Here is a 17,308-nt window from a genome sequence, read left to right on the forward strand (position 1 = left end):
TGATCACAGTCCCCGCCCATAGACCCAGAGGTCACTCCCCATGGCTTTGAAAGTTCTCTTCATTGGCGGCACCGGCCAGATTTCCTACCCCTGTGTCGAACGCGCCGTCGCCGCGGGCCACCATGTCAGCGTCTACAATCGCGGCTTGAGAGAAGCCGCCCTGCCCGCCGGTGTCACCTCGATCGTCGGGGAGCTGGGGTCGAGCGCCTATGCCGATCTCGCCAAGGCCAATTACGATGTCGTCTGCCAGTTCATCGCCTTCACGCCGGATCACGTCGCCCGGGACATCGAGGTCTTCACGGGCAATTGCGGCCAGTACATATTCATCTCCTCGGCCTCGGTCTATGAAAAACCGCCGCGTCATTACGTGATCACCGAGGAGACGCCGGCGATCAATCCCTACTGGCCCTACAGCCAGGCCAAGATCGCCTGCGAGGAACTGCTGAAGAGATCCGATAATCTCGCCTGGACGATTATCCGCCCCAGCCACACCGTTCGCACCGGCCTGCCGATCATGATGGGCGACAGCGACATCATGGCGAGACGCATGCTGGACGGCGACCCCATCATCGTGGCGGGCGACGGCCACACGCCCTGGACGCTCACCCGCTCGATTGATCTCGCCGTGCCCTTTGTCGGCCTTTTCGGCAAGCAGGCGGCACTGAAAGAGATCTTCCACATCACCTCGGATCGCGCCCATATCTGGGACGATATCCAGAAGACCATCGCGAGATTGCTGGGCGTCGAGGCAAAGATCGTCCACGTGCCGACGGACACGCTGATCAAATACAATCCCGAATGGATCGGCCCCCTCCTCGGAGACAAGGCCTGGACTGCCATTTTCGACAATTCGAAGGTCAAGCGCGTGGCCGGAGACTTCACGTGCGCCGAGAGGCTGGATGAAATCCTGGCCGACCCGATCATGCATCTCAAGCAGCGGCTTGCCAAAAACCCACCACCGAGGGGTGAACTCGATGCGCTGATCGACAGGATCTGTGCTGAGCAAGGTGCTCTTGGTTAGGTTGCTCCGTTGGCGACTGGGCGTCCGCGATTGGTACAAAATTGCCGTGACGCTCCGACCGCTCGCAGCCCTTTGCTGCCGTTCGAGGTCGATCCGAGGAACGTGCGGTATGTGCTAGAATGCGGGTCGCGGTGTGATCGAACCAGAATTCGCGCGACCGAGAGCCGACGTTGTGCTCTTCGAAGGGGAGACGAGAACGATGCCGACAACACAGCAACCCAGTCTAATAGTTCGACAGAAATCCCCACCGAACATCGAGTTTCCGTTTGCGTCGCTCTCCGATTGGCTGATCCCAACCGAGCAGTTCTTCGTGCGAAATCATTTCCCCTCACCTGACCTCGATGTGCGAGACTGGAGATTGCGCGTTGGGGGGGCGGTGGAGCAGCCGATCGAACTTGACCTCGACAGCATCAAGGCGATGCGGAGCACGACTTTCAACGCCGTCGTCGAGTGCGCAGGGAACGGGCGCGTCTACTATGTGCCGCCGAGGGAGGGGTTGCAGTGGCAGAACGGAGCCGTCGGCAATGCCGCGTGGACAGGTGTTCTTCTGCGCGAGATATTGGAAATGGCGGGCGTTAAGCGAACCGCATGTGAGGTTCTGCTCGCAGGCGCCGACAGCGGCGTCGTCGACACGAACAAGAAAACGGCTTCTCCCGGCCCCATCGCTTTTGCCCGCAGTTTACCGCTTGAGAAGGCCATCGCTGACAGCACGATCCTTGCCTATTCGATGAACGAGGAGCCGTTGACGCGCGATCACGGCTACCCGCTACGCGCGGTCGTGGGTGGCTGGTTCGGCATGGCTTGGGTCAAGTGGATTACTGATATCACGGTTGTGGAGCAACCGTTCCTTGGCTACTGGCAGGCGCGCGACTATTTCCGTTGGGAGCGCAACCTCGGGGAACCCAGGCTGGTCCCCCTTGCGGAGATGGAGGTCAAAGCGCAGATCGCGCGTCCCGTCCAGGGGGCGCATCTCATCGTCGGCCAGCCGTACCGGATTTTCGGAGCCGCCTGGAGCGGAGAGGCTGCTGTCCGGCAGGTGCAGGTCTGCACTGGAGATGGCAGTGGCTGGCGCGAGGCAAGGCTCCTCGAAACGGAACGTCCCTTTGCATGGCGCTTGTGGGAGTACATGTGGACCCCTGAAGAAGTGGGGCGATATGTACTGCGATGTCGCGCGATCGATGGGGCGGGGTGCGTGCAGCCCGACCTCCAGCGTTCCGACTGCGAGAGCTACGCGGCCAATTGGATCATTCCGGTGGAGGTTACGGTCGTTCCCGAGCCAAAGACGTACGAGGAGGAATTCGTGATCTGATCACCCGCATGGGGCGGAATGGCGGCTTTTGGCGCAAAGCGGCCGAGGCTCGTCGGCGATCGGTCCCAAGCAGCCGGCGCTCAGTTCTTGAGAAATGCTGCGTTTTAATCCTCGCTGGCCGGCCGACGCTGAACGACGTCTTGCGCATGAGGCGAAGTGCAGCCGCCTTCATCTGTCCACCCCTCGGGAATTGTGGCATAACGGGGCCATGGCGATACATGTCTTGGCGGTCCATCGCGACACGGTCGGGACGGAACAGGCGGCGGGCGGTTCGCTTGCAGGCGCCTATTCCGTGGGGGTTTTCTGCTGGCTGCTGTCGGCCGGTGTCTATATCGCCGCGAAATGGGTTTCTTCGGAGATGCCGCCCTGGGCGCTTTGCTTCTGGCGCGTTCTGATCGCCTGGGCGATCCTGATGCCGATCGTGCACCGGCATTTCGGCGCCATGGTGACACTCGCGCGGGCTCGCGGCCTCGAGCTGCTCGCCATCGGCGGCATGGGGCTTGCGATCTGCCAGGGGCTGATCTTTGTCGGCCTCGAACATGCCGATGCCACGACCGCCGGTATCATCATCGCCCTGATCCCGATCATCACCATGATTCTTGCCCGTTTCATTCTGGCTGAGCCGATGGGACGCTGGCAGGTGATCGGCTCGATCGTCGCCTTTCTCGGGATCGTGGTCATCATCGTCAAGGGCAGCCCGACGGCGCTCCTGCGTCTCGACCTTAATCCGGGAGAGCTGTGGATCGTCGCTGGCGCGTTCTGTTTCAGCCTCTATACCGTCCTGCTCCGTCGGGCGAAATTCGATCTGAACCGCCTTGCGCTCCTGGTTCTCCTCCTTGGGGCGGCGGCGTTAACGGCGCTGCCTTTCTACCTGTTTGAGCTTGTCTCCGACGAGCGCTCGACACTGAATGCCAGCGGCCTTATCGCGCTCGGCTATGTCGCGATCCCGGGCGGCGCGGTGATGTATTATCTCTTCAATCGCAGCATCGAGGCCCTGGGTGCAGCGCGCGCGGGCGTGCTGCTTTACATCCAGACGGTCATTATCGCCGTGCTCGCCTACCTGCTCCTCGGCGAACAGCTGCAACGCTATCATCTCGAAGGCGCGGTACTCATCGTCGCCGGCCTGCTTCTCATCATCTTGCTGAGGCCCGCGACCAGCGCGGAGACGACCAAAGCCTGAGGACGAGCGGAATGGCATCCCAGTGACCGCTTCTGGCGCCGCAGCCATCCGTCCTCGCGTCCTCTCGCGAGGCACGTCACCTCCCCCGCAAGCGGGGAGAGGGTCACGGTGAGGGGCAATCACGGCGTTCTCCAAGGCTCCTCATGCTGAGACGCGCTGCCCGAGAGGGCGGAGCCTCGAAGCATCGCTCAAACGTCCTTCGGGGCAACTCAGGATGAAGCTTTCTTGAGCACTCGCACCTATTCCGACCGCCGCGCCGCCACCGGAGCCTCCTGCCTGAAGCCATCGAAACAGCGCCCGCCGTGCAAGTCGAGCTCCCGGTCGGCCAAGGCAAGGAATCGGGCGCAGTTACCCTGTACCGCCAACCTGAACGCAGCGTCGAATTCCGCAGCTAGTTGCGCATCGAGTTTCGTGATGAGGCGCGGCGCCCATTTGCCGCGGCCGGTCCATGCGCCGCGCCCGAGCAGGATCAGGTCGGCCAGCTTCTGGTAGAGAAGAGCTGAAATAGCGCCGATCTCTTCGGGCGGGCGGGCGCCGCGCAGATCGTCGGCGAGATCCGTGACCTGATAGCGCAGCATATCGTAGCTTGGGCCGTCGAGAGGTTTCGGCCCTGCCGCCAGCACTTTCGCTGCCTTTGCCTGGATGGCGCGGGCGTGCTCGATATTAGGCCCCACGATGCTGCCCGTCGCAACCATATTGACCATGATCGGATAGCCGCTCTCTGCGTCTGCATGGAGATAATGCGCCAGCGTTTGGGGATCGTGGACGAAGGCCTCGACCGGAAAACGGTCTTCAGTGAAGGACTCCCGCCAGGCTCTTTCGAGTGACGGGAAGACGACGACCAGATCGATATCCGAAAACGCCGTCCCCTCGCCGCGCATGATGGAACCGGAGACATAGGCGAAGGCCGCCCCGGCATAGCGGCTGGCGAAGGAGCGGCCGGCGGCGGCGAGCGCCCGCTCGGCAAGCATCTGTTTCTGGAGTTCGTCCACGATCTCGTCCTCGAATGCGGGAGACGAGCGGCAACAAAAAACCCGCTCGTTCCGGCGGGTTGGTGTCTTCTGCTATGAACGGACTTCAGTTCACGCGTCTGCCACCCACCGCCAAATGGTGGTCGTAGACGTCGTGGATGCTGCGAAAATCCTGTCCATGGACACGAGGTTATCGTCCGCCGGCGACAGCGTCAATCTGTCAAGCACGCTTCCCCGCCGCACTGTTTTCCGTCTAAGATGCGCGCAAAGACTCGTTTCACAGGAAGCCCCCATGCCCCATCCCGCCACCGTCGTTCCGCGTCCCGCACCGGTTTTGCTGCCGGTCGAAGGCAGCGACGAGCGCTTTCCGGTGCGCCGCGTCTATTGCGTCGGGCGCAATTATGCCGATCACGCGATCGAGATGGGGCACGATCCCTCTCGCGAACCGCCCTTCTTCTTCCAGAAGAACCCCGACAATCTGCTGCCGGCTGGCAACCCTTTCCCTTACCCGCCGCTGTCGATCGACGTGCATTACGAAGTGGAATGCGTGTTGGCCCTGAAATCGGGCGGCGCGAACATTGAGGCCGCGGATGCGCTCGACTGCATATACGGCTATGCCGTCGGAATCGATTTTACCCGGCGCGACCTGCAGGCTGAGGCCAAGAAGCTCGGCCGTCCCTGGGAGCTCGCCAAGGCATTCGAACATTCCGCGCCCGTCTCCGCCATCGTGCCGGCAGGCCGCGTCGGCCATCCCGCAGACGGCCGGATATGGCTGGAGCAGAACGGCAGGCGCGCCCAGGACGGCGACCTCAACCAAATGATCTGGAAGGTGCCGGAAATCATCGCCGAACTGTCGAAGCTCTTCATACTGGCGCCCGGCGACGTGATCATGACCGGCACGCCGGCCGGCGTCGGCGCGGTTGCGAGGGGCGACCGCATCACCTGCGGCATCGAGGGTGTCGCGACGCTGTCGGTCGAGGTCATCTGAGCGGAGGATATCATGCCGATCTATGCCCTTGGCGGACTGACCCCGAAACTGCCGCCCGCCGGCCTCCATTGGATCGCGCCGGATGCGCATGTGATCGGAGATGTCGAGCTCCGCGAGAATGTCGGCATCTGGTTCGGATCGGTGCTGCGCGGCGATAATGAGAGGATCACCATCGGCGCCGGCACCAACATCCAGGAAGGCGTTATGGCCCATACCGATATGGGTTTTCCGCTGACGACGGGCAAAGGCTGCACCATTGGCCACCACGCCATCCTCCACGGCTGCACCCTCGGCGACAACGTGCTGATCGGCATGGGTGCAAGCATCCTGAACGGCGCCAAGATCGGCAACAACTGCCTCGTCGGCGCCAATGCACTGGTGACGGAGGGCAAGGAATTCCCGGACAACTCCCTGATCGTCGGCGCGCCGGCCCGCGTGGTGCGGGTGCTGGATGAGAAGGCTGTCGAAGCCATGCGCCGTTCGGCGGAGAATTATGTGGCGAACTGGCAGCGGTTTGCGCGGGATCTCAGGGTGATTGGGTGATTGACGGCGCCTCTTCCAGGAAAAATATGCCTTTCGCTTGCGCTCAAGGCGTTCGTCGCTAAGGCACGAAGCGCAAGCTGGGGGCAAGTAACCGGACGCATTACGGCACACCCACGCCCTCACCAAATTCTCGGAATCCACCGCCAGCGCACCCGCGCCACATACTCCTCATATCCCGCAAGCCCCTTGCGCAACTCCGCCTCCTCTCCCAGCGTCCGGCCGAAAAGCACGGCAATGAGCAGCCCCACCGGGATCAGTGCGTAAAGCGAGCCGAGCGACAGCGCCATTCCGGAAGCAAGCACAATGGCGAACGCATAGCCCGGGTGGCGGATGACGGCGTAGGGCCCGCTGTCGATAACCTGGTGGTCGCGGTCGGTCTGGATGCGCACCGTTGGCTCGAAATGCCGGTTTACCGATTGCGCCCAGGTCAGGCCCAGATATCCCACGGACGTCAGGAGATAGCCGAGGAGAACGACCCAATCGGGCTGCGGCGCCCAATGGAAGCGCCCGTCGTCGAACGCACCGACCGGAAGAATGGCCGCAAAGAGAATGATCGTCAGCGTCGCGACGACGGCGTCCCAGCGCTTGGTTCCCTTCTGATATCGGCTGCGTGCCGCGAACAGCTCCGGATTCGTCCGCCAGATCCAGACGATCGCGATTGCAGTCAGTGCGAGGAAGAGACCGAGAAAGATCCAGCCGCGCGGCCAAGCGAGCGTGCCGGCAGGCCAGAACAGCACGACGACCATCACTGCGACGGTTATGGCGAGCGATCCAAGCGGCGGAGCTGCCGCAAAGGATCGACCGGGCCGGCTGCGTTCCTGTGTCATGACCGTTTTCCTACTTCACCGGGCAAGCGCCCTCTGCCGAAAGCGGCCGCAAAAGTCTGACAGTCCTGCGTCTGATGTAGGAAGTGGGACGCGCGTAACAACCGTGCCAACGCGGCAAATGAATTCCGCCTCCCAAAGCAGATGTCATTGTTTTTCGCGGCTGTCTTACCGGAGACTGCGGCTGCTGCAGCATCGGATAATGTTGAAAGGCCGCTCTATTCGGCCGCTTCCAGAAACTGGTTCTCTCCCGAAGAAGCGGCTAGCGCCCGAACCTTGGCTTCCGTCTTGGCGATCAACTGATAGAATTCGTCCTGCGCCTCGACATCCAGCTGAATGACGGCATTGACGTCATCGGGCGTATCGCAAACGAAGGCGACCGCCGAAATGGGGCAAATGCCGCCGGGGTAGCGTTTACCGGTCCCTGTGTAGGCACGACGGCCCCAGCGTTCGGAATAAACCGTTTCTTCCCGATCGAGATGCAGGATCGTGCCTTTACAGGCGGTCACGACGGCCGCCTTTCCGTATGCGAACCAATGATAGTTCAGCTTACGGAGAATATATTTGCCAGTGATGTCTTCTCCAGCCAGTTCGGCAGGGTCTTCTATCATTCTGATCATGACGGCATCCTCAACGTCTGCGCAATATCCTTCAAGTCTGGTTGCGCAGCAAGTCGAAAAACGCTGCTTTTGGAGGGACTTAGTCACAAAGTGTTTCCGATTCTTACATCACGCACGCAATGGACAGTCCGTCCGCCACACAATTCTTCGTCGAATTTGCCGCAGCCTGCACGTTCTTGCGACTTTGTTGAGGAAAACGAGCCGACCGCCGCCGGCAACAAAACGACCATACGGCATTCGGCCGGCGCATTGCCGTGATGTGAGTGCGAGCGATCAGCGCCCGCCCGCAAGCTGAGCTTCAATCGCCACCTTGTCCAGCACCGACCACACTTCGCTGATTTTGCCGCCGCGGAATTCGTAGATCACGTTTTCACCGAACGACAGTCGCTTGCCGTTCACATCGAGGCCGAGGAATCTTCCCTTTGGTGTGCACTCAAAACCGAGCCGGCCCGCCACGTAAGGCGGGTCGCAGACAAGCAACAGAACATTGAAGTAAAGATCCGGAATCTCGTTGAAATCCCGCTCCAGCATGGCGGTGTAACCCGACAGCCCAAGCCGTCGCCCGTTATGGATTGCGTCGTCCGCGACGAACTGCCCGAGATTCAGCCAGTCCTGTCTGTTGAGGCAGGCGATGTAGCCGCGATAGAGGTCCGCAAGTTCGGTTTTCGTCATGGGCTTGTCCGGGCTTGGCAACAGCTCCGCAGTCAAGATAGCGCGGCAATCCGTGCCCGCCAGCGCACCACGCGGCCCTCATCTCACTCACGCCGCACAAGCCTCACACAGACCGCGGATCTCGATGGTCGTTTTCTCCGGCTTGAACTTCTGCCCGCGCACCCAGCCCATCAGCCGGTGGTCGACCTCATGGTCGTGGAACTCCATCACTTGGCCGCAGCTTTCGCAGATGGCGAAGGCGACGATGCCGTGGCTGTGGCAGTCGTCGTCGGGATGGGCGCAGGCGACGAAGGAATTGATGCTTTCCAGCCGGTGCACGACGCCATATTCAAGCAGCTTTTCAAGCGCCCTGTAGACCTGCAGCGGCGCTCGAAAACCGTGGTCGCGCAGCTTGTCGAGGATGGTATAGGCGCTGAGCGGCCCCTCGGCCTTTTCGAGCACCTCGAAGACCAGCGACTGGTTCTTGGTAAGCTGCGGTGTTGTCATGAGCTTTGTCCTTGCATGACCGCGCGGCGCCTGAGGGGAAGCAGGCTGAGAATGAAGAGGATCAGCGCCGCGACCACGATCGACGGGCCTGACGGCGTGTCATAGGTGAGCGAGCCGAACAAGCCGCCGACGACTGCGGCCGCCCCGATCAGCGAGGCGAGCACCGCCATGATCTCCGGCGTCGATGAGAAGCGGCGCGCCGTCGCAGCCGGGATGATCAGCAGCGAAGTGATCAGCATGATGCCGACGATCTTCATCGCGATGGCGATAACGACAGCCATCAAGAGCATGAAGAAGAGCCGCGCCCGCTCGGGCTTCAGCCCTTCCGCCTCGGCAAGCTCGGCGTTGACGGTCGAAGCCAGCAGCGGCCGCCAGAGCCAGGCGATCGCGACGAGCACGAAAACCCCGCCGCCCCATATCAGCGCGATATCGGTCGAGGAGACGGCGAGGATATCGCCGAACAGAAAGGCGACGAGATCGACCCGCACCCAACTCATGAAGGCGACCATGACGAGACCGATCGCCAGCGTCGCGTGCGAGAGGATGCCGAGCAGCGCATCCGCCGACAGCGCCTGGCGCTTCTGCAGGAAGAGCAGCAGCACCGACACGAGGGCGGCGACGGCAAAGACGGCCAGCGTCAGGTTGAGTTCGAAGAGCAGGGACAGCGCCACGCCGAGCAGCGCCGAATGGGCAATCGTATCGCCGAAATAGGCCATGCGCCGCCAGATGATGAAGCAGCCGAGCGGCCCGGTCGTCAAAGCCAGCCCGACGCCGGCAAGGATGGCGCGCACGAAGAAATCGTCAAGCATGGCGGCCCTCCCCGCTACGGGAATGAGCGTGTTCATGTGCGTGATCGTGTCCGTGATGGCCGTCATGAGTGTGCTCATGTCCATGTCCGTGCCCGTGCCCGTGCCCATGATCATGGTCATGGGCGTGATGCCCGTCTTCCGGATGGCAATGATCGGTGACGGACCCGTCCGCATGCAGCACGCGCCCATCCGGCAGGTGCGTATGATCGTGGTGATGACTGTAGACGGCGAGCGTCTGGGCTGCTCGGCTGCCGAACAGGCGCACATATTCCGGGCTGCGGCTGACAGCCTCGGGCGTGCCGCGGCAGCAGACATGGCCGTTGAGGCAGATCACCGTGTCGGTCTCGGCCATGACGACGTGAAGATCGTGCGAGATGAGCAGGATGCCGCAGCCGCTGGCGTTGCGGATCGATTTGATCAGGTCGTAAAGCGCGATCTCGCCGGAGAAATCTACCCCCTGCACCGGCTCGTCGAGCACCAGCAGGTCGGGTTTGCGCGCAATCGCCCGGGCCATCAGCGCCCGCTGGAACTCGCCTCCGGAGAGGTGCTGCACTTCGGCGCCGATCATATGGGCGATGCCGGCGGCTTCGAGCGCTGCCTGCATGTCGCGCTCCGGCAGCGGGCCGGTCAGGGTCATCAGCCGGCGCACCGAGAGCGGCAGCGTCCAATCGATCGCAAGCTTCTGCGGGACATAGCCGACCTTGAGGCCGGCCTTGCGCTCCACCCTACCCTCATCGGGCCTCAATACGCCGATTGCCGTCTTCGCACTCGTCGATTTTCCTGAGCCGTTCGGCCCGATCAGCGTAACGATCTCGCCGCGCGAGACGGAAAAATCGACGCCGCGCACCAGCCAGCGGCCGTCGCGCAGGACGCCGACATTCTCAAGCGAAACCAGCCGTTCGCCCTTCGTATTTGCGGGAGAGAGCATCAAATTTTCCGAAAGTCCTGTTGCGTCATGCTATCGCACACGTTATAGCATAACGCAATTGATGTAATAACATAACAACTGCAATTCAAGCGGAGCATATGATGAAACGCGCCTTGAGGCCTGACCTGAACAACCTGGCCCTCAAAATGCCGGCTGCCCTCGCCATCGCGGCCCTTACCATCCCCAGCCTCCTTTTTGCCGGCACGATGCGGGCGGCAGATGCGCCTGTCGTCGTCACCTCGATCAAGCCGATCCATTCACTGGTTTCAGCAATCATGCAGGGCGTCGGCGAGCCGGAGTTGATCGTCGATGGCGGCGCCTCCCCGCACACCTACAGCATGAAGCCCTCGAATGCGCAGGCCCTGCAGGAGGCCAAGGTCGTCTTCTGGGTCGGGCCGAACCTGGAGGCTTTCCTGGAAAAGCCGCTCGAGGCGTTGGGCTCGAACGCCAGCGTCATCGAGCTCGACAATGCGCCTGGCCTGACCAAGCTGCCCTTCCGCGAAGGCGGCGCCTTCGAGCCGCACGATGACGCCGAACATGATAGCGCCTCTCCGGAGCATGAGCATGCCTCCGGAGATGAGCATGGTCACGACCATGCCGCTGAGCCCGGCCATGCCGCTGAGCCCGGCCGTGATAGCGGCCATGCGCATCATGATGACGATGAAGAGCACCAGCACGGCCATGGCGCCTTCGACACGCATCTCTGGCTCGACCCGATGAATGCGAAGGCGATGGCTGCCGTGATCACCACGACTCTGGTCGCCGCCGACCCTGCCAACGCGCTGACCTATCAAGCCAATGCCAAGGTGCTTGATGACAGGCTGACGGCGCTGGACAAGGAGATTGCCGCCACCGTCGCCCCCGTCAAGGACAAGCCCTTCGTCGTCTTCCACGACGCTTACCAGTACTTCGAACACCGCTACGGGATCCGTGTCGCGGGCTCGATCACCGTCAGCCCGGAAACCATTCCCGGCGCCGAGCGTGTCTCGGAAATCCACCGCAAGGTCGGCGAACTCGGCGCAACCTGCGTCTTTGCCGAACCGCAATTCGAACCGCGCCTCGTCAAGGTGGTCATCGAGGGTACGAGCGCCAGGTCCGGCGTTCTGGACCCGGAAGCGGCGACGCTCAAAGCCGGTCCCGATCTCTATTTCACCCTCATGCGCGGCATCGCCGACAGCATGAAGGCCTGCCTCTCCGGCGCTTGATCACCGAAGTGCACTAGATTTCGGAAAATCACGCACCACCGCAGATGTTCGGAGCGCCTTCATCCCGGCAGACGGCGCTCCGGGGAGAGCTAAGGCGGAAAGAGGTTGATGACCCCGTTCCGCCTTTTTCGGCACTATGCATGTAATGATATAACATAAACAACAACGAGGCTTCCATGGACAAGAGACTTCCAGTCACCGTGCTCTCCGGCTTTCTGGGCGCTGGCAAGACGACCCTTCTCAATCATGTGCTTGCCAATCGCGAAGGCCTGCGCGTTGCCGTCATCGTCAACGACATGAGCGAGGTGAACATCGACGCCGCACTGGTGCGCGATGGCGGCGCCAATCTCTCGCGCACCGAGGAGCAACTGGTCGAGATGACCAATGGCTGCATCTGCTGCACGCTGCGCGACGACCTATTGAAGGAGGTGCGGGACCTCGCCTCTCAGGGCCGCTTCGATTACCTGCTGATCGAATCCACAGGCATCGCCGAGCCCCTGCCCGTCGCCACCACTTTCGAATTCCGCGACGAGAACGGCCGGAGCCTTTCCGATGTTGCGAGGCTGGACACGATGGTGACCGTTGTGGACGCCGCTAATCTGCTCGCCGACTACGCCTCGGCTGATTTTCTCGCCAACCGCGGCGAAACGGCGGGCGACGAAGATAATAGGACCATCGTCGACCTGCTGGTCGAACAGATCGAATTCGCCGACGTCGTTGTGCTTAACAAGATCGGCACGGCAAGCGAGGAGGCCCGCGACGCCGCGCGCAAGATCATCATCGGCCTCAATCCGGATGCGAAGCTGATCGAGGTCGATTTCGGCCAGGTGCCGCTCGCCCAGGTGCTCGGCACCGGCCGCTTCGATATCGTGAGGGCAGAGACCCATCCGCTCTGGTACAAGGAGCTGCACGGCTTCCGCAAGCACGTGCCGGAGACCGAGGAATATGGTATCCGCTCCTTCGTCTACCGCGAGAAACGGCCCTTCCATCCGGCAAAATTGCAAGCCTTTCTCGATCGGACATGGCCGGGTGTAGTGCGCGCCAAAGGCTTCTTCTGGCTCGCGACCCGCCCGCATCATGTCGGCGAGATCAGCCAGGCGGGCGCTCTCGTGCGCACCGGCAAGATGGGCCTGTGGTGGGCGGCCGTCCCACGCGAACAGTGGCCGCAGGAGCCGGGCTTCCTCGGCGCCATCGGCCCCTATCTCGATCCGGTCTGGGGCGACCGCCGCCAGGAAATCGTCTTCATCGGCGCCGATCCGATGGACGAGGCCTGGATCAGGGGGGAGCTCGATGCCTGTTTGGTGGAAAGCCAGGCCTTCACACCCGAACGCTGGCGCAACCTGCCCGATCCCTTCGCCAGCTGGAGCAGGCAGGCGGCATGAGGGCGACGGCAATCAAAAACCTATCGCTGCGTCTGCACGGAATGCGATCCGTTGCTACCGATCGATGCGCTGCATCCGTTGACGCATAAGGCAGAGGATGAGACGCCAGGCAAAGCCAGAGGCATTCTCAACGTCATCGGAGAGCGGATCATGCCGTTGCTTCGGCGGGAATAACACGAGAAATGCTTTCGGTGGAACGAAGCGGGCGGAGGATGGAGATCACCGGCAAACGGCACATCCCGTACAAGTGGTTGATTCAGCCGAACCGCCGCCGCCCACCCTCATCCCTGTGCTCGTCACAGGGATCCAGAGCTGGATTCCTGTGCACGCATAGGAAAGAGGAGTCTGGAGAGACGTCGCCAAACCTTTCTCGAAAGCGAAAGGGCGACCGGAAGCCGCCCCTCCTCCAATCACCATCAAAGCCCGGCAATAATGCTGGAAATGACGCCGCTGAGTAATGAAATCCGTAGCGTGCGCCGGAAGGTTTATACTTCAGATTAACCTATACGCATCCAGGCCGAAGTTCCTGAGATTCCGCTCGCGGGCCGCGTTCGGCATCGTACGCGCGGCATTTGATTGGAGAGCGGATTCGATTTTCAAGGAATTTTAGCGCAGATTTCAGGATAGGAAGCGTCTGCAAACGCTACTCGCAGGCTCGTTCGAGGCAACCATGGCACAATGGAGGAAACCATGTCCGGCATCAGCATGCGCTACATCGTCGACGACGTTGACGCAGCCGTGGATTTTTAAAGGCAGCATCTCGGCTTCGCCCTCGCGTTTCGCCCTGCGCCCACCTTCGCCATCTTGACCAGGGACGGCTTTCGTCTGCTCGTCAGTGGCATGACGGGACCAGGCGGAGCGCCCCAGGCTATGCCAGATGGACGAAAGCCGGAGCCTGGCGGATGGAATCGGATGCAAATCGAAGTCGAGGACCTTGAGGCGGAGGTCGGCAGGTTGCGCCAGGCGGGCGCACGATTTCGCAATGAGATCGTACAGGGAATGGGCGGGAAGCAGATCCTGCTCGAAGATCCGGCCGGAAACCCGATAGAGCTCTTCGAAGCGCCAAAGAAATAAACGAGGTGAGCTTACCTTCTCGACAGCGTTGTTCCACCAGGATTCCAATGACGATCGCCCGATATGGACGTTGCTCCTGTCAACAATGGCGGCTGCGCCTTGCCAGCATTGTGCGAGCGTGTAGTTTCGGACTCGCGTCAATTCAGAGGTAGGCACAACATGTCCGAATCCGCGGGCGGGCTCCTCGACTATGTCGGGATATTAGCCGTATTCTTTCTCGTCGCCGCCAATGGCTTCTTCGTCGCCGCCGAATTCGCACTCGTGTCGATGAGGCGCAGCCGTGTCGCCGAGCTCGTCACGGCAGGGCGCATGAACGCCTCGGCCCTTCAGCGCGCCGTTGACAATCTCGACTCCAATCTCGCCGCCACCCAGCTCGGCATTACCATCTCCTCACTGGCGCTGGGCTGGGTCGGCGAGCCCGCACTTGCCCACCTGATAGAACCGCTGCTCTCTTGGCTGCCCGAGCCGTGGGCGACGACCGGGGCGCATACGGTCGCCATCGTCATCGCCTTCGTCATCATCACCGCGCTGCATATCGTGCTTGGCGAACTCGCTCCCAAGAGCCTGGCTCTTCAGCGCTGCGAAGCCACCTCGCTTGCCGTCGTGCGTCCGCTCGGCCTTTTCCTCGTGCTGTTCAAACCGGCAATCTTCACACTGAACGGCCTCGGCAATCTGGTACTCAAAGCCGTCGGGCTTCGTGCGGGAGCCGGTGAATCCTCGTTCCACTCACCGCAGGAGCTGAAGCTCCTGGTCGCCGAGAGCCAGGAGGCCGGTCTTCTGAACCAGGTGCAGCAGCAGCTCGTCGAGCGGGTATTCAACATCGGCGAGAGGCCAATCTCCGACATCATGACGCCCCGTCTCGACATCGAATGGTTCGATGCAGACGACAGCGAGGCGGAGATCCTGAAGACGATCCGAGAATGCAGCCATGAACAGCTGCTGGTCGCCCGCGGCTCGATCGACGAGCCGATCGGCATGGTATTGAAGAAGGATCTTCTCGACCAAGTCCTCGACGGCGGCAAGGTCAGACCGCTGGAGGTGATCAAGCAGCCTCTGGTGCTGCACGAGGGTACGAAGGTGGTTCGCGTCATCGACAGCTTCAAGGCGTCCCCCGTGCGCCTCGCCATCGTCGTCGACGAATATGGCAGTCTCGAGGGCATCGTCACCCAGACCGACCTGCTCGAAGCTATCGCCGGCGATCTGCCGGGCGCCGACGAGGAGCCCGACATCGTCGTTCGGGAAGACGGTTCGCTGCTGATCGACGCGATGATGCCAGCCTTCGATGCCTTCGAGCGTCTGGGCCTCAAGGATCGACCTGACGCCGATTTCCATACCCTCGCTGGCTTTGCACTGCATCAACTCCAGCATATCCCCGAAGCAGGCGAAACCTTCCTGTTCGAAGGCTGGCGCTTCGAGGTGATGGACATGGACGGCATGCGCATCGACAAGATGCTTGCGACGCGCGTCCCCGCCGAGGGAGCAGAGGCCTGATCAATTCATTGCCAACGTCCAGAGCATTCCGACAGCAGCGCAGCTAAGCAGGGTCGCAATGACGGAGGCCCTGAATCGGAAGATCGCGATGGCGGCGGCAATTGACAGCGCCATTGCCGCCGGCACGGCCGACTGCAGTACGGGAATGTCGAGCCACAGCCCCCCAAGGCGAATGACGGCGACCTCGGCGAACAGCGTGTGCAGGCCGAACCAGATTGCCAGGTTGAGAATGACCCCAACCACGGCCGCCGTTATCGCCGACATCGCACCTGCCAGAGCGACATTGCCGCGTAGTTTTTCGATGAACGGCGCGCCGAGAAAGATCCAGAGAAAACAGGGCACGAAGGTCACCCATGTCGTCAGTACGGCCGCAAGCGTGGCGGCGAGCATAGGATCCAGCGATCCGGGATCGCGGTAGGCGCCCATGAAGCCGACGAACTGGACTACCATGATCAACGGCCCCGGTGTCGTTTCGGCCATGCCGAGACCATCAAGCATCTCCCCAGGTCTCAGCCAGCCGAAATGCTGCACGGCTTCCTGCGCGACATAGGCAAGGACGGCATAGGCTCCGCCGAACGTCACGACAGCCATCTTGCTGAAGAACAGGGAGATCTCGGTGAAGACACTGTCTGCTCCAAGGGCTGCGTAGAGTGCAACGACAGGAATGAGCCAGAGGGCAAGCAGGATGGCCGACATACGCAATGACCAGGGGAGATTCGGGCGAGCATGAGCCGGAATATCCTCGCCCAGCGCCGAGTCGGCATCCGACAGCACTGGCCCGCCGCCCGCCCCGTGCCCTCCTCCGGTTCTGAAGGCGGCAAGCTCGAATCTGCCGCCGAAAAAGCCGACGATACCGGCTGAGAGTACGATCAGCGGGAACGGCACATGAAGAAAGAAGATGGCAACGAAGGCCGCGGCCGCAATCGCGATCATGACCTTGTTCCTCAATGCCCGCCCGCCGATTCGGATGACAGCCTGTACGACGACGGCAAGCACCGCCGCCTTCAGGCCGAAGAACAAGCCGGCAATGATGGCGACGTTGCCATAGGCCGCATAGATGTAACTGAGACCGAGGATCGAAAGAAATCCCGGCAGCACGAACAGAATGCCGGCAACCAGGCCGCCCAGTGTGCGGTGCATCAGCCAGCCGATATAGATGGCTAGCTGCTGCGCCTCGGGACCGGGAAGCAGCATGCAATAGTTCAGCGCGTGCAGGAAGCGATGCTCGCCGATCCATCGCTTCTCGTCGACGATGATCCGGTGCATAACCGCAATCTGACCGGCCGGGCCGCCGAAGCTCAAGGCCGCGATCCGCAGCCAGACCCGGAAAGCCTCGCCGAACGAGACGCCGTGATGATGCTCTGAACCTGCGTGTTTCTCCGCCTTTTCACTGGTGGGCGCGTTTCCTGTCATCTCGACCATCTCATGCCCTCTTCTTCGGAATGGGCCAGTTGTGGTTTTCCTCGGTCGCCTCGCGGCACCAGCGGAATAAGGCGTCATGGAGAATCATGCCTGCCTCGAGCTGCTCCGATCGTCGGAATACATCCTGGAGAGGCCGAGCGAAACGGCAAGCAGACCGAGCGCCTCCGGCCCGAGATTGAGCCTCGCTGCAATCCTCGTCCGTGCGGACGTCGATGATGCAGGGCGTACCGCGTGTTCCGATGAGGCGGCTGAGCATATCGGGAGATATTTCTAGAAATGACGGCATGACGCGTCCCTCCGTTGATCGGTTGTACCGGACGCGATTCTTCAGCATGCCGCCTCGTGGGGTGATCGCAACCCCAGAGCCAAAGCATTGGCAAACC

Annotated in this window: 16 protein-coding genes and 2 pseudogenes; 9 read left to right on the forward strand and 9 right to left on the reverse strand. The window is 61.7% G+C overall.

Annotated elements, in window-relative coordinates; genetic code table 11:
- Nucleotides 1–40: 40 nt before the first annotated feature.
- The 3 genes from J2J98_RS13585 (at nucleotide 41) to J2J98_RS13595 (ending at nucleotide 3,510) form a co-directional block, all read left to right on the forward strand.
- Nucleotides 41–1,021 carry an SDR family oxidoreductase gene (locus J2J98_RS13585; protein WP_138393256.1) on the forward strand — a complete coding sequence of 327 codons (981 nt, stop codon included), beginning with the start codon at nucleotides 41–43 and terminating at the stop codon, nucleotides 1,019–1,021.
- A gap of 199 nt (nucleotides 1,022–1,220) precedes the next feature.
- Nucleotides 1,221–2,330: a sulfite oxidase gene (locus tag J2J98_RS13590; RefSeq protein WP_246569372.1), complete on the forward strand. Its 1,110-nt coding sequence runs from the start codon at nucleotides 1,221–1,223 to the stop codon at nucleotides 2,328–2,330.
- 208 nt (nucleotides 2,331–2,538) lie between these two features.
- Complete coding sequence (locus J2J98_RS13595) at nucleotides 2,539–3,510, forward strand: DMT family transporter (protein WP_207601322.1); 972 nt, start codon at nucleotides 2,539–2,541, stop codon at nucleotides 3,508–3,510.
- A 239-nt stretch (nucleotides 3,511–3,749) separates the two neighbouring features.
- Here the strand turns inward: J2J98_RS13595 and J2J98_RS13600 are convergent, their stop codons facing one another.
- The gene (locus J2J98_RS13600; protein WP_207601323.1) at nucleotides 3,750–4,502 is read right to left on the reverse strand and encodes a nucleotidyltransferase domain-containing protein; all 753 of its coding nucleotides are present in this window, start codon (nucleotides 4,500–4,502) and stop codon (nucleotides 3,750–3,752) included.
- A gap of 271 nt (nucleotides 4,503–4,773) precedes the next feature.
- Here J2J98_RS13600 and J2J98_RS13605 point away from each other — a divergent pair, with 271 nt between their 5' ends.
- Together J2J98_RS13605 and J2J98_RS13610 are read left to right on the forward strand one after the other, a co-directional pair.
- Entirely contained in the window at nucleotides 4,774–5,469 is a 696-nt protein-coding gene (locus J2J98_RS13605; protein WP_207601324.1) for a fumarylacetoacetate hydrolase family protein, read from the forward strand.
- A gap of 12 nt (nucleotides 5,470–5,481) precedes the next feature.
- A complete protein-coding gene (locus J2J98_RS13610; RefSeq protein ID WP_207601325.1) occupies nucleotides 5,482–6,012 on the forward strand; it encodes a gamma carbonic anhydrase family protein in 531 nt (176 codons plus the stop codon).
- Between the two features lie 119 nt (nucleotides 6,013–6,131).
- Here the strand turns inward: J2J98_RS13610 and J2J98_RS13615 are convergent, their stop codons facing one another.
- The 6 genes from J2J98_RS13615 to J2J98_RS13640 all read right to left on the reverse strand — a co-directional run bounded on the left by J2J98_RS13615 (nucleotide 6,132) and on the right by J2J98_RS13640 (nucleotide 10,351).
- The gene (locus J2J98_RS13615; protein WP_207601326.1) at nucleotides 6,132–6,839 is read right to left on the reverse strand and encodes a methyltransferase family protein; all 708 of its coding nucleotides are present in this window, start codon (nucleotides 6,837–6,839) and stop codon (nucleotides 6,132–6,134) included.
- A 215-nt stretch (nucleotides 6,840–7,054) separates the two neighbouring features.
- Entirely contained in the window at nucleotides 7,055–7,456 is a 402-nt protein-coding gene (locus J2J98_RS13620) for a hypothetical protein (RefSeq protein ID WP_207601327.1), read from the reverse strand.
- Nucleotides 7,457–7,729: 273 nt separating this feature from the next.
- Complete coding sequence (locus J2J98_RS13625) at nucleotides 7,730–8,128, reverse strand: ester cyclase (protein WP_064705466.1); 399 nt, start codon at nucleotides 8,126–8,128, stop codon at nucleotides 7,730–7,732.
- A gap of 87 nt (nucleotides 8,129–8,215) precedes the next feature.
- The gene (locus J2J98_RS13630) at nucleotides 8,216–8,614 is read right to left on the reverse strand and encodes a Fur family transcriptional regulator (protein ID WP_064705467.1); all 399 of its coding nucleotides are present in this window, start codon (nucleotides 8,612–8,614) and stop codon (nucleotides 8,216–8,218) included.
- A complete protein-coding gene (gene znuB, locus J2J98_RS13635) occupies nucleotides 8,611–9,423 on the reverse strand; it encodes a zinc ABC transporter permease subunit ZnuB (RefSeq protein WP_064705468.1) in 813 nt (270 codons plus the stop codon). Before znuB ends, J2J98_RS13630 begins: the two co-directional genes overlap by 4 nt.
- Entirely contained in the window at nucleotides 9,416–10,351 is a 936-nt protein-coding gene (locus tag J2J98_RS13640) for an ATP-binding cassette domain-containing protein (RefSeq protein WP_207601328.1), read from the reverse strand. The genes znuB and J2J98_RS13640 overlap by 8 nt, the downstream gene beginning before the upstream one ends.
- A 101-nt stretch (nucleotides 10,352–10,452) precedes the next feature.
- Here J2J98_RS13640 and znuA point away from each other — a divergent pair, with 101 nt between their 5' ends.
- The 4 genes and pseudogenes from znuA (at nucleotide 10,453) to J2J98_RS13660 (ending at nucleotide 15,503) form a co-directional block, all read left to right on the forward strand.
- A complete protein-coding gene (znuA, locus tag J2J98_RS13645) occupies nucleotides 10,453–11,556 on the forward strand; it encodes a zinc ABC transporter substrate-binding protein ZnuA (RefSeq protein ID WP_207603134.1) in 1,104 nt (367 codons plus the stop codon).
- 176 nt (nucleotides 11,557–11,732) lie between these two features.
- A complete protein-coding gene (gene zigA / locus J2J98_RS13650) occupies nucleotides 11,733–12,938 on the forward strand; it encodes a zinc metallochaperone GTPase ZigA (protein WP_207601329.1) in 1,206 nt (401 codons plus the stop codon).
- A 690-nt stretch (nucleotides 12,939–13,628) separates the two neighbouring features.
- A pseudogene (locus J2J98_RS13655) lies at nucleotides 13,629–14,012 on the forward strand (VOC family protein).
- Between the two features lie 159 nt (nucleotides 14,013–14,171).
- Nucleotides 14,172–15,503 carry a hemolysin family protein gene (locus J2J98_RS13660; RefSeq protein WP_207601330.1) on the forward strand — a complete coding sequence of 444 codons (1,332 nt, stop codon included), beginning with the start codon at nucleotides 14,172–14,174 and terminating at the stop codon, nucleotides 15,501–15,503.
- Here the strand turns inward: J2J98_RS13660 and chrA are convergent, their stop codons facing one another.
- Both chrA and J2J98_RS13670 read right to left on the reverse strand, forming a co-directional pair.
- Nucleotides 15,504–16,925, reverse strand: coding sequence for a chromate efflux transporter (chrA, locus tag J2J98_RS13665; RefSeq protein WP_207601331.1), 1,422 nt, complete (start codon nucleotides 16,923–16,925; stop codon nucleotides 15,504–15,506). It lies immediately after the preceding gene.
- A gap of 1 nt (nucleotide 16,926) precedes the next feature.
- Nucleotides 16,927–17,126 (reverse strand): annotated as a pseudogene (locus J2J98_RS13670) (chromate resistance protein ChrB domain-containing protein); the annotation flags it as partial.
- Between the last annotated feature and the right edge of the window lie 182 nt (nucleotides 17,127–17,308).

The organism is Rhizobium bangladeshense, assembly GCF_017357245.1.
GTDB classification, from domain to species: Bacteria; Pseudomonadota; Alphaproteobacteria; order Rhizobiales; family Rhizobiaceae; genus Rhizobium; species Rhizobium bangladeshense.

Excerpts from the sequence above, each read along its gene's own strand:
- J2J98_RS13595 (WP_207601322.1), top strand. The coding sequence starts at position 2,539 with ATGGCGATACATGTCTTGGCGGTCCATCGCGACACGGTCGGGACGGAA.
- J2J98_RS13585 (WP_138393256.1), top strand. The coding sequence starts at position 41 with ATGGCTTTGAAAGTTCTCTTCATTGGCGGCACCGGCCAGATTTCCTAC.
- znuA (WP_207603134.1), top strand. The coding sequence starts at position 10,453 with ATGAAACGCGCCTTGAGGCCTGACCTGAACAACCTGGCCCTCAAAATG.
- J2J98_RS13625 (WP_064705466.1), bottom strand. The coding sequence starts at position 8,128 with ATGACGAAAACCGAACTTGCGGACCTCTATCGCGGCTACATCGCCTGC.
- J2J98_RS13605 (WP_207601324.1), top strand. The coding sequence starts at position 4,774 with ATGCCCCATCCCGCCACCGTCGTTCCGCGTCCCGCACCGGTTTTGCTG.
- J2J98_RS13630 (WP_064705467.1), bottom strand. The coding sequence starts at position 8,614 with ATGACAACACCGCAGCTTACCAAGAACCAGTCGCTGGTCTTCGAGGTG.
- znuB (WP_064705468.1), bottom strand. The coding sequence starts at position 9,423 with ATGCTTGACGATTTCTTCGTGCGCGCCATCCTTGCCGGCGTCGGGCTG.
- J2J98_RS13620 (WP_207601327.1), bottom strand. The coding sequence starts at position 7,456 with ATGATCAGAATGATAGAAGACCCTGCCGAACTGGCTGGAGAAGACATC.
- J2J98_RS13660 (WP_207601330.1), top strand. The coding sequence starts at position 14,172 with ATGTCCGAATCCGCGGGCGGGCTCCTCGACTATGTCGGGATATTAGCC.
- J2J98_RS13590 (WP_246569372.1), top strand. The coding sequence starts at position 1,221 with ATGCCGACAACACAGCAACCCAGTCTAATAGTTCGACAGAAATCCCCA.
- chrA (WP_207601331.1), bottom strand. The coding sequence starts at position 16,925 with ATGGTCGAGATGACAGGAAACGCGCCCACCAGTGAAAAGGCGGAGAAA.
- J2J98_RS13640 (WP_207601328.1), bottom strand. The coding sequence starts at position 10,351 with ATGCTCTCTCCCGCAAATACGAAGGGCGAACGGCTGGTTTCGCTTGAG.
- J2J98_RS13615 (WP_207601326.1), bottom strand. The coding sequence starts at position 6,839 with ATGACACAGGAACGCAGCCGGCCCGGTCGATCCTTTGCGGCAGCTCCG.
- J2J98_RS13610 (WP_207601325.1), top strand. The coding sequence starts at position 5,482 with ATGCCGATCTATGCCCTTGGCGGACTGACCCCGAAACTGCCGCCCGCC.
- zigA (WP_207601329.1), top strand. The coding sequence starts at position 11,733 with ATGGACAAGAGACTTCCAGTCACCGTGCTCTCCGGCTTTCTGGGCGCT.